This is a genomic window from Methanoculleus sediminis, assembly GCF_001017125.1.
Lineage (GTDB): Archaea > Halobacteriota > Methanomicrobia > Methanomicrobiales > Methanoculleaceae > Methanoculleus > Methanoculleus sediminis.
This window is the reverse complement of the sequence record NZ_JXOJ01000005.1, coordinates 96,255-109,532: the sequence shown is the minus strand read 5'-3', so window position 1 is coordinate 109,532 and position 13,278 is coordinate 96,255. Positions and strand designations below refer to the sequence as shown.

The 13,278-nt window shown below is 62.1% G+C and carries 12 protein-coding genes; 5 read left to right on the top strand and 7 right to left on the bottom strand.

The genetic code is table 11. The features are described from left to right. Window positions 1–76 precede the first annotated feature (76 nt). From SZ63_RS10120 to purH, 6 genes are all read right to left on the bottom strand, one after another. On the bottom strand, window positions 77–754 hold the full coding sequence (locus SZ63_RS10120) for a DUF4013 domain-containing protein (RefSeq protein ID WP_048184952.1): 678 nt from the start codon (window positions 752–754) through the stop codon (window positions 77–79). A 184-nt stretch (window positions 755–938) separates the two neighbouring features. Continuing rightward, the gene (locus tag SZ63_RS10115; protein WP_048184949.1) at window positions 939–1,622 is read right to left on the bottom strand and encodes a DUF4013 domain-containing protein; all 684 of its coding nucleotides are present in this window, start codon (window positions 1,620–1,622) and stop codon (window positions 939–941) included. A 260-nt stretch (window positions 1,623–1,882) separates the two neighbouring features. Further along, window positions 1,883–2,548, bottom strand: coding sequence for a DUF4013 domain-containing protein (locus SZ63_RS10110; protein ID WP_241481318.1), 666 nt, complete (start codon window positions 2,546–2,548; stop codon window positions 1,883–1,885). A 745-nt stretch (window positions 2,549–3,293) separates the two neighbouring features. After that, entirely contained in the window at window positions 3,294–3,986 is a 693-nt protein-coding gene (locus SZ63_RS10105) for a DUF4013 domain-containing protein (protein ID WP_048184943.1), read from the bottom strand. Between the two features lie 89 nt (window positions 3,987–4,075). Beyond that, complete coding sequence (locus SZ63_RS10100; RefSeq protein ID WP_048184940.1) at window positions 4,076–4,519, bottom strand: GNAT family N-acetyltransferase; 444 nt, start codon at window positions 4,517–4,519, stop codon at window positions 4,076–4,078. A gap of 34 nt (window positions 4,520–4,553) precedes the next feature. Beyond that, window positions 4,554–6,038 (bottom strand): bifunctional phosphoribosylaminoimidazolecarboxamide formyltransferase/IMP cyclohydrolase, encoded by a 1,485-nt coding sequence (gene purH / locus SZ63_RS10095; protein ID WP_048184937.1) that lies wholly within the window; start codon window positions 6,036–6,038, stop codon window positions 4,554–4,556. 301 nt (window positions 6,039–6,339) lie between these two features. Here purH and SZ63_RS10090 point away from each other — a divergent pair, with 301 nt between their 5' ends. The 5 genes from SZ63_RS10090 to SZ63_RS10070 all read left to right on the top strand — a co-directional run bounded on the left by SZ63_RS10090 (window position 6,340) and on the right by SZ63_RS10070 (window position 11,978). Further along, window positions 6,340–6,849 carry a nucleotide exchange factor GrpE gene (locus SZ63_RS10090; RefSeq protein ID WP_048184934.1) on the top strand — a complete coding sequence of 170 codons (510 nt, stop codon included), beginning with the start codon at window positions 6,340–6,342 and terminating at the stop codon, window positions 6,847–6,849. Between the two features lie 4 nt (window positions 6,850–6,853). After that, the gene (gene dnaK, locus SZ63_RS10085) at window positions 6,854–8,683 is read left to right on the top strand and encodes a molecular chaperone DnaK (RefSeq protein WP_048184931.1); all 1,830 of its coding nucleotides are present in this window, start codon (window positions 6,854–6,856) and stop codon (window positions 8,681–8,683) included. Between the two features lie 5 nt (window positions 8,684–8,688). Next, window positions 8,689–9,834, top strand: coding sequence for a molecular chaperone DnaJ (dnaJ, locus tag SZ63_RS10080; RefSeq protein WP_048184929.1), 1,146 nt, complete (start codon window positions 8,689–8,691; stop codon window positions 9,832–9,834). Between the two features lie 555 nt (window positions 9,835–10,389). Beyond that, window positions 10,390–11,343, top strand: coding sequence for a methyltransferase domain-containing protein (locus tag SZ63_RS10075; protein ID WP_048184927.1), 954 nt, complete (start codon window positions 10,390–10,392; stop codon window positions 11,341–11,343). A gap of 266 nt (window positions 11,344–11,609) precedes the next feature. After that, window positions 11,610–11,978 carry a hypothetical protein gene (locus tag SZ63_RS10070; RefSeq protein ID WP_048184926.1) on the top strand — a complete coding sequence of 123 codons (369 nt, stop codon included), beginning with the start codon at window positions 11,610–11,612 and terminating at the stop codon, window positions 11,976–11,978. A 618-nt stretch (window positions 11,979–12,596) separates the two neighbouring features. Here SZ63_RS10070 and SZ63_RS10065 read toward each other — a convergent pair. Continuing rightward, the gene (locus SZ63_RS10065) at window positions 12,597–13,163 is read right to left on the bottom strand and encodes a diacylglycerol/polyprenol kinase family protein (protein WP_048184923.1); all 567 of its coding nucleotides are present in this window, start codon (window positions 13,161–13,163) and stop codon (window positions 12,597–12,599) included. Between the last annotated feature and the right edge of the window lie 115 nt (window positions 13,164–13,278).

Genomic DNA, 13,278 nt, shown 5'->3' with positions numbered 1-13,278 from the left:
TCTTCGCGTGAGACTTCATTGTTATCCCCTACTGCCAGCTCACGCGAAGACGCGAACCGAAAAAGAGGGGGGGAATTTACGCCGGCGCCGGGGCGCTCTCGTAGAGGAGGGCGACGTAGCGGGCGGAGAAGATGATGAACGCCGGCGTGAGGAGGACCGCGAGGAGCCAGCCGAGAACCGGGATGAGCATGAGGACGAACTGCGCGATCGCGATCACGATGCCCATGACGAGGAGGGCGATGAAGCAGCGGATCCACCCGATCGTGCCGATGTGGGTGAGGAGAGTGCGGATCCTGAAGGCCTCGCGCATCTTCCCCGTCCGGGCGAACCTGACCGCCGCAAACGTCGAGAGGATCCCGATGATGATGGCGGCGAGGATGAAGATGACGAAGATGGCGAGAGCCACGAAGATGGCCAGGTCCGGGCTGATGAGCGGTTCGGGGCCTGATCCCGCCGGGGTCACCGTCGATGAGACCGGGATGAAGTACATCAGGAAGGGAAGGACCGTGAGAACCATGAGCGGGATCGAGTAGACGATCGTGATGACGATCAGTTTGATACCGTCAATGAAAAGCCCGATCCAGCCTTCGAGTTCCGGGGCGGGCTTCGTGCCGCTCATGACCCGCACCGTGTAGCCGTACATGAACGGAAATATGATCGAACTGACGAGCAGGAGGAGCCAGCGGACCCACCTGCCCCAGATAGCGTCCTTCGCGTAACCGAAGGACTCGCTGATTAATCGGACGACATCCATGTGTATCACCGCATGTTCGGTTAAGAATTGCCCGGTATAGGGATAAACACGCTGTTTTTGTTCGGGAAAAAACGGTGTACTCCCGGGATTCTGCCGACGGATTGAAGACGGTACCGTCGACGGAAGGGATCAGTGCAGGTGCAAAAGGATAGGTTCGGCGAAAAAGAGTGGTTGTTTGGGTAGTTTATGTGGAAGCGGGCGCTTCCGCGTATACCAGGGCAAGGTACCGGCCGTAGAAGATGGCGAACGCCGCGTTGAGGAAGAGTGCAATGAGCCACCCGAGGAGGGGGATCGCACCGAGAATGCCGACCACGAAGCCGTAGACGAGCGCGACGACGAAGAGGATGACGACCGCGATGATCCAGGTACCCCACCCGAGAGCGCCGATCTGTGCAAGGATGGCGCTGAAGTTGAACGCCTCACCGACGCTGTCCGTGTGGGCGAACCGCAGCACGGCAAACAGGGCGATGAAGGCCATGACGAGCCCGACGAGTAAGGCGAGGAAGGCTCCTGCCATTGCGCCGAGGATTGCAGCGCCGGCCGCAGTCGGGTCGGTCGTTGCCATTCCTGCGAGGGCGCTGAGGCCGCCGAGGACGAGGAAGACCAGGATCGCCGGGATCATGTAGACCAGTCCGATGATGTTCAGTTTCCATCCGTCGACGAAGAGCTTGCCCCACCCGTCGATCTCGGGGGCCGGTGTGTTGCCGGCGAGTACCCGCACGACATAGCCGGAAAGCAGCGGGATCAGGGAGAGCGTGAACGTCTGCACGAGTGCCAGGACGGCCAGGATGACCCATTGCATCCACTTTCCGACCAGAGCCTCTTTGGTATACTCAAACGAGTTGGAGATCACATTACCGTAGTCCATAGATGTACCACCTTTGTTAAATTTGAGAATTTTTTATATAAACGTATTGGTCTAAATCCAACCTTTACCATATCCATTTCCAGAAAATGGGTAATTTGACCCGGAAAAATCGTCTAATTCCTGCACAGAACAGTTCGACACGGATCGGAGCGGCGCACCATATATAAAGCCTGGTTCCAGCAACGGGCATCACGTACGCCATGCCCCGGGCGCCCGGAACCTCTCCGGCGGCGCCTTTGGTTACGAAAAGAAAGTAGGGTTCAGGCCGGTGCCTGAGCGCTCTCGTAGATCAGCGTCATGTACCGTGCCGCAAAGATGTACCAGACGGGGTACAGGAAGAGCATGATCAGCCAGCCGATGACCGGGATCATGCCCAGTATGCTGCCGATAATACCGAAGACAAACCCGGCAACCATAAGGACGATGATGGCGATGATGTAGCTCCCCCAGCCGATCTTTCCGATGTGCTCGAGGATGGCGCCGAAGGCGAATGCCTGGCCGATGCTGTCCTTCTGTGCGAACCGGATGATACCGATCGTCGAGATCAGCGCGATGAGGATTCCGACGACGAGCACGAGCAGGAGGCCGATACCCAGCGACCCGAGGGCGAGCATGGGGTCTCCGCCGTTGGCTGCCATGAACGCCGGTACCATGAAGATGGCCATGATAACGAAGAGCGGGATGCCATAGATGATCCCGATGACGAAGAGTTTCAGGCCGTCAATGAACATTCCAACCCAGTTCCCCACCTCGGGGGCCGGCTTTACACCGCTGTAAATGCGGACCATATACCCCATGATGAGCGGGAATATGATCGTGCTGATGGCAAGCAGGATCCACTGGACCCATTTGCCCCAGACAGCGTCTTTTGCGTAGCTGAACGAATCGCCCAGCATGTTTCCATAATCCATAGGTGTATCACCCACGATTTATTGTGAGATTATATGGTATAAAAGGATTGCCATAATTCCTCTTTTTGGAACCTTCCTTTGCCGAAATAAAGCGATCTTTTCAACACGAATCGGGCAATACTGGCATAGCGCGCTTTCCGGAACCGGGAAGGCGCAGCATATAAACGCTGTGAATACGGCACCGGCAGGCGGCCGGGAAGGGGGCACCGATAAGGAATCCGGTCCACGGCTCCGCGTGAACGAACGGTGTGGAGACGAGAATGCAAGACATTACGTAGCACAGAGCAGGAAAGCGCCGATCCCGATGGCCACGTCCTCGTCGGCAAGACCTGTTAGCGAGGAAACCCAGAAGATTGGTTAGTACGTTCCAAATACCGATGCGGCCACCACTCCGAAAAGCATGAAGATAATGAATAAGCCCACCCAGATTATCAGACCTGCGACGAGATTGTAACAAAATACCGCGAATGCACGTTTTAAGAAACTGTCTGACGTTAACCAGCCCTTATAGCTATATGTATCCGTTCCGCCATTGGACATAATCGGGTAGTTTAGCGAATCATAATTTAACCATTTTCGTTTGACATCTGTTCTCGTTGAGCGGCGAGCCCGGAAGAGACGGATCCAACCCGGTTACGGGTATTTTCCTGAAAATGATCCGCCACTCATGCATCGACCGCCGGTTTTTGAACATTGCCGGAGGTATCCGCCATAAATCCCGGGGACGGCGATGCAGACGGGAGGAAAGGGGGTCCCCGCGTCACGCCGTCCCCGGGACGCTCTCGTAGGCCGCGGCAAGGTAGCGGGCCCGGAAGATGCCGTAGACCACCCCGATAAAGAGGTTGACGACCCACCCGAGGACGGGCAGCGAGGCAATGAGGGCGGTCGCGGCCGTATACGCGAGGCCGATGAGGAGGAGGACGACGACGACGGCGATCCAGGCGCCCCACCCGATCCGGCCGATACGGGAGAAGATCGCCCCGAGATTGAACGCCTGGAGGAGGCTTCCGGTGTGGGCGAACCGCACGACCGCGATGAGGGAGACGAACGATATGACGGCCCGGACGACGGCCGCAATCGCGATCCCGGTGACGGCGGCGGCGACGGCCGAAGCCCATACGTCCGGGTTGTCGAGCCCCCGTGCCGCTATGGCGGAGATGGCCGCGATCCCGCCGAAGACGGCCAGAACCACGATGACCGGGATCAGGTAAATAAGATTGATGATATTCAGCTTCCACCCGTCGATAAAGAGTCTGCCCCAGTCGTCGACCTCGGGAGCCGGCGTCCGGCCGGCGAGCACCCGCACGATGTAGCCGTTGTAGAACGGGATCAAGAAGAGAGTGAACGTCTGGACGAGCGAGAGGAGGACCAGGAGAACCCATCGCCCCCACTTCCCCCAGAGGGCGTCTCTCGCGTAGCCGGCCGACCCGGAGATGAGGCTGCCGTAGTTCATGCGTATTGCACCTTCGGCCGTGGATGGAGAGCGGGGGATATAACGGTTTGGGAACCCGGCAAAAACGAGGCCTCGCGGCCACGGAGCCGTCAGAATTCCTTTCTCAGGTACACCATATCGACGAGCCGTTCGCCGCAGTCGAAGATCGGGTGGTCGTAATGGTCGATGAAGAAGTTCTCGACGCGGTGGGAGACGGTGAACCCGCACCGCTCGTAGAACCGGAGTATACGGGGACAGTCGCCCGTGCCGACGAGCATGACGCGGCACCTGTCCCTGTAGTGCTCGAGGATGTGCTCGATAAGCCGCCTGCCGTAGCCCCGCCCACGGTACTCCTCGCAGGTGGCGATGTTCTTCAGTTCATAGACGCCGTCACCTTCACACGTCACCACGCAGACGCTCTTCAGGTCGCCGTCGCAGAGAACAAACATGTCCCCGCGATAGAGGTAGGTGTCGATCATGGACTCCTGCTCGTCCCCTTCGAGCAGCAGGTCAAGATATCGTCTTTTATGATCCCGGATCTGTTCGATCTTCATGATAACCCGGCCGGAATACAGAAAAAAAGGGGTTTCAGTGCCGGAAGTGCCGGACGCCGGTGAAGATCATCGCGATGTTGAGCCGGTTCGCCGCCTCGATGACCTCCGCATCCCGGATCGAGCCGCCCGGCTGGACGAGCGCCGTCGCGCCTGCCGCCGCCGCGACCTCCATCGTGTCGGGGAACGGCAGGAAGGCGTCCGATGCGACCGCCGACCCGGCGAGGGGTCTCCGGGACTTCCTGACCGCGATCTCCGCCGACTCGACCCGGTTCATCTGTCCGGCGCCGATCCCGATGACGGCATCCTCGTCGGCGAAGATGATGGCGTTGCTCTTCGTGTGGCGGCAGACCTTCCAGGCGAGCTGCATCGCCCGCATCTCGTGAGCGGTGGGCTCCCGCTCGCTCACGACCCGCCAGTCCTCGCGGAACGGCTCCGTGCGCTGGACCAGGACGCCGCCGTCGATGCTCCGGACCTCGGGCTGCGCCACCGGCTCCGGGAGCCGGAGCACCCGCATGTTCTCCTTCGCCTTCATGATCTCGAGCGCCTCCGGCGTGTAGGACGGGGCGACCACGACCTCGACGAACGTCCCCGTCAGTTCCCGGGCGACGTCCGCCCCCACCTCGCGGTTCATCGCGACGATCGACCCGTAAGCCGAGACCGGGTCGACCTCCCGGGCGGCGACGTAGGTCTCGAGGAGCCCGTCGCCGGTCGCCACGCCGCAGGGGTTGTTGTGCTTGACGATGACCACGGCGCATTCCTCGAACTCCCGGAGCAGGCCGACCGCGGCGTGGACGTCGAGGTAGTTGTTGTAGGACATCTGTTTGCCCTGGAGCGGCTCTTCTCCCGCGATGCCCGCATCGCCGTAGACCGCCGCCGCCTGGTGCGGGTTCTCGCCGTAGCGGAGCGTTCTCCCGTTCCTGAACTGGACAGTGAAGACGTCGGGGAACGGCCGGTCGATGCCGGTGAGGTGGTTCGTGATCGCGGCGTCGTAGGCCGCCGTCCGTGCGAAGGCCTTTGCCGCGAGGGCGAGACGCTCTTCGGAGGAGAACCCTCCCCGCCGGACGGCGTCCGCGACCATGCGATAGTCGGCAGGGTCGACGACGACCGCGACGTACTTATGGTTCTTCGCCGCCGCCCGCACCATCGCCGGACCGCCGATATCGATGTACTCGATGATCTCCTCGAGGGAGAGACCCTTGCCGCTCATCTCCTCGAAGGGGTAGAGGTTCACCACCACGAGGTCGATCGGGTCGATGCCGTGTTCCCGCATCACGGCGTCGTCGATGCCGCGGCGGCCGAGGATCCCCCCGTGGATCTTCGGGTGGAGGGTCTTGACCCGTCCGTGCATCATCTCGGGAGAGCCCGTGTAGGCGGAGACGTCGGTGAACGGAATCCCCGCCCGCTGTAGTTCCGCCCCGGTGCCGCCGGAACTCAGGAGCCCGTAATCGTGCTCGATAAGCACCTTTGCGAGATCGACGATGCCTGCCTTGTCCCAGACAGACAGCAGTGCCCACTTCATGGGTACACATGAGAGGGGTAGAAAGATATATCTGGCGCTGCCTGCAGAACCGGACGCGTTTTCCCCGGCAGGAAAACAGCAGGCCCTGTCATGGGGAACGCGGGCATGACGGGAGAGGAGGGCGCCGCACCTCACGCGGATTCGGATACCAAGGGGAGAATACCGGAGAACGGATGTCCAATCGGAAATCCGGCACACTACCGGAGGCGGATTTCTGCAGTTTGAGTTAATATTATATAGAACCACATTACAATAAATAATCGAACAACTCCATTACATCGTTTTGAAGCAGGTTAGGCGTATGAAGGAGGATACATCCGAACCAAACGAGAAGCAACAGAATCTCGCAAACGAGGCGGATGCAGCATCTCCGGCGCTTGAAGAGCTGCAAAAAGCATATGACGACCTTAACAGCCGTTATCTGCGCCTTGCGGCGGATTTCGACAACTACCGCAAAAGGATGGACCGGGAGCTCGATACCCGTACATCGTTCGCCATCGAGAACTTCGCGGTGGAGTTGCTCGAGGTCGTCGACAACTTCGAGCGGGCGGAGAAAGCCGAGGGTGCAGGCCTCCCGGAAGGGATGGAACAGATCAGGAAACTCTTCACGACCATCCTCGAGCGGCACGGCATCACACCTATCGAATGCCGGAACCTTCCTTTCGACCCCGAACGGCACGAGGCGATTGCCTACGTCCCTTCGGATGCCGGGGAGGGGACCGTGATCGACGAGGCCGTCCGCGGATACTGTATGCAGGACAAGGTCATCAGATGCGCAAAAGTCGTAGTATCTAAAGGAATGGAGGAATAACAGAATGGTTTCGGAAAAAGTTCTGGGTATCGATCTTGGGACAACCAACTCGTGCATGGCAATCATGGAAGGCGGGCGGGCGACGGTCATCGCCAACGCCGAAGGCGGCAGAACCACCCCGTCGGTCGTAGCGTTCTCCAAGGAGGGCGAGCGGCTGGTCGGCAACGTCGCGAAACGGCAGGCGATCACCAACCCGAACCGCACCATCCAGTCGATCAAGCGCAGGATGGGCACGAACGAGAAGGTCACCATCGGGGACAAGACCTACACCCCGCAGGAGATCTCCGCGATGATCCTCCAGAAGATGAAACTGGACGCGGAGGAGTATCTCGGCGAGAAGATCGCGAAAGCCGTCATCACGGTGCCCGCCTACTTCAACGACGCCCAGCGGCAGGCGACGAAGGACGCAGGGACGATCGCCGGCCTCGAGGTGCTCCGGATCATCAACGAGCCGACCGCGAGCGCGCTCGCCTACGGCATCGACAGGGAAGGCGACTCTACGGTGCTCGTCTACGATCTCGGCGGCGGGACGTTCGATGTCTCGATCCTCCAGCTCGGCGACGGCGTCTTCGAGGTCAAGTCGACCGCAGGCAACAACCGCCTCGGCGGCGACGACTTCGATACGAGGGTCATCGATTACCTGGTCGAGGAGTTCAGAAAGAAGGAGGGGATCAACCTCCGGAATGACCCGGTCGCCATGCAGCGGCTGCGCGACGCGGCCGAGAACGCGAAGATCGAGCTCTCCACCGTCCAGAAGACCAACATCAACCTTCCCTACATCACCACGACGGAGAGCGGACCCAAGTTCCTGGACATCGATCTGACCCGGGCGAAGTTCGAGCAGCTCATCGGCGACCTCGTCGACTCGACCCTCGGGCCGGTGAAGCAGGCGCTCTCCGACGCAAAACTGGGCGCCGACGATATCGACCACGTCCTCCTCGTCGGAGGTTCGACCCGTGTCCCGCTCGTCCAGGAGACCGTGAAGAAGGTTCTCAAGAAGGAGCCCGACAAAGGGATCAACCCCGACGAGTGCGTCGCCCTCGGCGCCGCCATCCAGGCGGGCGTGCTGACCGGCGAGACGAAGGACGTGCTGCTCCTCGACGTGACCCCGCTCTCGCTCGGGATCGAGACGCTCGGCGGCATCGCGACGAAGCTCATCGAGCGCAACACCACCATCCCGACGAGGAAGAGCCAGATCTTCTCGACCGCCGCCGACGGCCAGACCTCGGTGGAGATCCACGTGATGCAGGGCGAGCGGGCGCTCGCGAAGGACAACTTCACGCTCGGCCGGTTCCAGCTCACCGGCATCCCGCCGGCGCCGCGTGGCATCCCGCAGATCGAGGTCACGTTCGATATCGACGCAAACGGTATCGTCCACGTCTCGGCCAAGGACCTCGGCACGGGGAACGAGCAGTCGATCACCATCAAGCCGCAGGACTCCCGCCCGTCCGAAGCCGAGATCCAGCGGATGATGGACGACGCGAAGAAGTTCGAGGCGGAAGACCAGAAGAATCGCGAGGAGATCGAACTCAGGAACACCGCCGACACCGCGATCTTCACCGCCGAGCGGGCGATGAAGGATGCGGGCGAGTCGATCGAGGCCGCGGACAGGGAGAAGATCGAGAGCGCGATCGCCGACCTCAAGAAGACGCTCGAGGGCGACGACCTCGAGGCGATCAAGCAGAAGATGGATGCCCTGACCGAAGCGGTATATGCACTCACGACGAAGATGTACCAGCAGGCACAGGCGGCCGCCGCCCAGCAGCAGCAGGCGGAGGGAGCCGCAAAAAAGGACGATAACGTCGTCGATGCCGACTACGAAGTCAAAGAGTGAGGTAAATGGGTCCGGACAGCTACTATGATATCCTCGGCGTATCCCGTGACGCCAATGACGCGGAGATCAAAAAAGCCTACCGGAACCTGGCGCGAAAATACCACCCCGACGTCTGCAAAGAGCCGGGGGCCGAGGAGAAGTTCAAGAAGATCAACGAGGCCTACAGCGTCCTCTCGGATGAGCAGAAACGCGCCCAGTACGACAATATGGGGCACGAGGCCTACAGCAGCGCGTCAAAGGGCTCGTATGCCGGCGGCGGCGGGTACTCCGGCGGCTTCAGCGCCGACTTCTCCGGGTTCGGGGACATCTTCGAGACCTTCTTCGGCGGCGGCGGGGGCAGGCAGCGTGCCGGCCCGCGCCCCGGTGCCGACCTCCTGATGAAGATGCGCATCACGCTCGAGGAGGCGGCGCTCGGAACCGAAAAGGAGGTCGGCGTCGACCACGTCGAGCCCTGTCCGGAGTGCGACGGGTCGGGGAGCGAGACGAAGAAGACCACCACCTGTCCGACCTGCGGCGGCAGCGGCCAGATGCGGCAGGTGAGCCAGTCCATCTTCGGGAACTTCGTCCGGATGATGCCCTGCACCGCCTGCGGCGGCCGGGGAAGGGTTCCCGAGACCCGGTGCAAGGCTTGCGGCGGAACGGGGCACCGGCGTGCCCGGCAGACGGTGAAGGTCAGGATCCCGCCGGGCGTGGATACGGGCATGCGCCTCCGGATGGAGGGCTACGGCGACGCCGGGGATTACGGTGCGCCGCCGGGAGACCTCTACATCGAGATCAGCGTCGCGCCGCACCGGTCGTTCACCCGGCGGGGCGACGATCTGGAGACGACGGTCGATGTCACCCCGGCCCAGGCGGCGCTGGGCTCCGAGGTCGAGGTGCGGACGATCGACGGGCGCACGGTCGTCCTCGACATCCCCGCCGGCGTGCAGCACAACACCGGGCTGAAGATCCCGGGCGAGGGCGTGCGGTGGCAGACGAGGCCCGGCGACATGCTGGTGCGGGTGCACATCGTCGTGCCCGACCGCCTGACGGAGGAGGAGCGCGAACTCTATGCACGGCTGCTCGAGATCGAGGGGCACAAGCCCTCCGCGAAGAAGGGCAAGGGCTTCTTCCAGGACGTCGTCGACAAGGTGAAAGAGTCGGTGAAGTGAGGGAAGACTCCTTCACCGGCTGTCTCTCTTTTTAGATCCCACTTTAGGCATACTTCTTGATCCGAGAGGGCAGTGGGTCGCATTTGCTGGGAAAACAGTTGGATGTGTGATGAATGACCACGGAAACAGCAGATGCAAGGACAAAGCCCGATACAGTGGACCGTGGTGGCTATCCCCGAGAGGGGGGTGGGGACAAAGGGGAGTGCGAGCGCAGCGAGCATGAGAAACTCGAAGAGTTTCGAGGGGGGAATACTCCCCCCTCCCCGTCAGCCCCTCCTCGCACCTAACGGTGCTCACGCTCACTACGTTCGCGCCTCGCACCTTCGGTGCTCGAACTCCGCTCCTGCGGAGCGTCGTTCCCCTAATGGCGATATCCACAGGAAATCCGTGCCCGGGGTATGTAAACGCACCAGAACTAATGCACTGTGGAACCCTTTGCACTGCACCAGACCACAATAGCAACAAGCGATAATTATCCTGACCAATCTATCGGATACCAGTTTTAAGACACCCCATCCCCCCGCTTTATCGCCCCGCGCCCCCAATACCATAGGAATGAAGCTGCTCTTCGAACTCTCCGGCGAGCACCCCGACCTCCCGGCCATGGAACTTGAGTGCGTGGGCACGGTGCTCGACCGGCGGATCCAGGTCGCGGTCGCCGAGTGCCCGGACCCCCAGATCGCCGGGCGGCTTGCCCTGACGCACGTGGTGATGGAGTACCTCGGGGAGTGCGAGGCAACCAGGGCGGCGTTTGAGCATCTCCTCCGGGACCTTGCGATAACGACCGAAAAACCGTTCGTCGGCCGGGGGAAGATGATCCAGGGGAGCAGGATGGATATCGAGCGGCTCGACCTGGAAAAGCTGATCGGGAGCCTGATCGCCGGCCCGGTCTCGCTCCGCGATCCGATCGAGGAGTACCGCGCCGTCGTCTCGGAAGACCGCTGCTACTTCGGCCGCGTCATCCTGAAGATCGACCGGGGGGCGTTCGAGGCGCGGAACCCCATGCGCCGGCCGTTCTTCCACCCCGGCGTGATGATGCCCCGGATGGCCCGGGCGCTCGTCAACATCTCCCTCGTCCGCCCCGGCGAGACGGTCTTCGACCCCTTCTGCGGCACCGGCGGGATCCTCCTCGAGGCCCGGGAGATCGGCGTCCGGATCCTCGGGAGCGACTTCGACCCCGCGATGGTCGACGGCTACCGGCAGAACCTCCCGGATTCGGACGTGCTGATCGCCGACGCCACGGCGGTCCCGGTCTGCGACGGGGCGCTTGATTCGGTCGTGACCGACCTCCCCTACGGCCAGTCGGTCCGGATCCACGGAGAGAGCATGGACCGGCTCTACGACGGATCGCTTGCGGAGATCCGGCGCATCCTCCGGCCGGGGAGGCGCGCGGTCGTCGTCACGCATCGCGACATCACGCCGATCGCCGCCCGCCACTTCACCGTCCTGCAGGAGCACGAGCAGCGGGTGCACAAGAGCCTGACCCGCCGGATCCTTGTGCTCGGGTGACAAGTTTAAACGCGGAGTCAGCAGTACCCGGGCACCGGCATTCGCGACTTCGCGTTCTTCGCGTGAGACCGTATTGTTGCCTATTCCGGTTAGCTCGCGCGAAGCCGCGAAGGACGCGAAGTGCGACTGTCGGAACGACAAGAGCATGAGCACCGAGAGGTGCGAAGAAAGATCGGTGGTTTGACCTCGCGGGAACTCCCTCAAGATCGTTAGCGGGGTACTGATGCCGACCCCGGTTTTATGAGGTCGCCCGCCGAATTTTATACGTGGAAGTAAATTTTAAGCGATACGGCCTGTATCTCGTCCGGTGGCAGCTCTCGACGCCCATCCTCGCCGTCGTGCTCTACTGGCTCGCGGGCCTCGGGGCGCTCGCCGCCACCGTCGTCGCAAACCTCATCGGCGGCCTCATCTTCTTCTGGGTCGACCGGTTCATCTTCACCTCCGAGACGCTCGCCGCCCAGTGGGAGGTCAAAGAGGAGGTCCGGTGCGTGGACTGCGGGAAGGTCGCCCGGGGCTACCGCCTCGTCCGGGCGAAGAATTACGACAAATCCAAAGACCCGGCGCCCGAGTTCCGGTGCGAGGAGTGCTCGAAGAAGAAGTCCGAGGAACTCAAGAAGCGGGGTGTGAAGCACTGAGGAGAGAGAGGGGCGGGTTTCCCGCCCCGTAAGGGCCCAACCGGTGGGCCTCGGGGAACCATGCTCCTTCTTTCTCATCACGCCTGCTCACCAACGGCTTTCCAGTGGATATCGCCATTAGGGGAACGACGCTCCGCAGGAGCGGAGTTCGAGCACCGAAGGTGCGAGGCGCGAACGTAGTGAGCGTGAGCACCGTTAGGTGCGAGGAGGGGCTGACGGGGAGTGCGATGGGCGGAACGCGACTGGCCGGAGGGCAGGAGCGTGAGCACCGTTAGGTGCGAACGCCCGGAGCTCGACCACCGTCAGGTGGGGAGGGGGGCGCGCCCCCCTCGAAACTCTTCGAGTTTCTCATGCTCGCTGCGCTCGCACTCCCCTTTGTCCCCTCGAAGAACTTCGTTCTTCTCGAGCTCCTGCCCTCCGGCCAGTCGCTCTCCCCCATGGCGATAAACGATGCGTGCCCGAAGGGCAGGCGGAGTTCGAGCACCAAAGGTGCGAGTCTCCCACGGTCCACTGTACCAGGCTTTTTTATCGTCCCGGCCTATCCTGTCAGCCGCAGTCGGACAACATCGCTCTTCCCAGGCTGGGTTCCCGCACAACCCGTGCATTAAAGACCCTTCCTCAAACAAACCCCACCCCGACCCCCACCGCCGCCAGCACCACGCACACCCCCACCTGAATCGCCACGTTGTCGTCGAGCGGGAAGCAGGCCTCGATGACGCCCGCAACGGCCGCCACGACCGCGGCAGCCCACCAGGGGATCAGGAATGCCAGCGCGAGCGCGGCCGCGGCCGCCCCGGCAATCGTCCCCTCAAGCGATTTGCTGCCGACGAGGGTGTGCCGCCCGAACCGCAACCCCACGAGGGTCGCGACACTGTCGAGCACGCCGACCGTGACGAGGCCGATTGCGGTATACTCGCGGCCGAAGACCGCGAGGCAGAAGAGTGCGCCGGCAGCGTAGGCGATCCCGCCCTTCAGCGGCACCTTCCCGGTGCGCTCCGACTCGTCCATCACCCGCGAGAGAACCGGGACGTCGTAGCCGCGGGTGAAGGCGTCGCAGAGGAGGAACTGGGCGACGAGTAAGGCGCTCACGAAGACGAACGCCCACCGGTCGTCCAGGCGGAGGATCACCGCCGCGCCGAGGACTCCCATGACCAGATGAACCGTCTGGCGGAACGTCTCGCCCATCACACCCGGATAGCGGCCGCGAGAGATAAAGCATCGTGATGGTGCCCGGTATTTGCCGGGCAGCAGTCACCTTAAAGTAGTCTCCTTCCATCCAGCACCCCTGAGGGAGAAGAAT

Coding starts and splice junctions, on each gene's coding strand:
- SZ63_RS10100 (WP_048184940.1), bottom strand. CDS start 4,519: ATGAAGATCGAACAGATCCGGGATCATAAAAGACGATATCTTGACCTG.
- SZ63_RS10075 (WP_048184927.1), top strand. CDS start 10,390: ATGAAGCTGCTCTTCGAACTCTCCGGCGAGCACCCCGACCTCCCGGCC.
- SZ63_RS10120 (WP_048184952.1), bottom strand. CDS start 754: ATGGATGTCGTCCGATTAATCAGCGAGTCCTTCGGTTACGCGAAGGAC.
- SZ63_RS10115 (WP_048184949.1), bottom strand. CDS start 1,622: ATGGACTACGGTAATGTGATCTCCAACTCGTTTGAGTATACCAAAGAG.
- dnaJ (WP_048184929.1), top strand. CDS start 8,689: ATGGGTCCGGACAGCTACTATGATATCCTCGGCGTATCCCGTGACGCC.
- SZ63_RS10065 (WP_048184923.1), bottom strand. CDS start 13,163: ATGGGCGAGACGTTCCGCCAGACGGTTCATCTGGTCATGGGAGTCCTC.
- SZ63_RS10105 (WP_048184943.1), bottom strand. CDS start 3,986: ATGAACTACGGCAGCCTCATCTCCGGGTCGGCCGGCTACGCGAGAGAC.
- purH (WP_048184937.1), bottom strand. CDS start 6,038: ATGAAGTGGGCACTGCTGTCTGTCTGGGACAAGGCAGGCATCGTCGAT.
- SZ63_RS10090 (WP_048184934.1), top strand. CDS start 6,340: ATGAAGGAGGATACATCCGAACCAAACGAGAAGCAACAGAATCTCGCA.
- dnaK (WP_048184931.1), top strand. CDS start 6,854: ATGGTTTCGGAAAAAGTTCTGGGTATCGATCTTGGGACAACCAACTCG.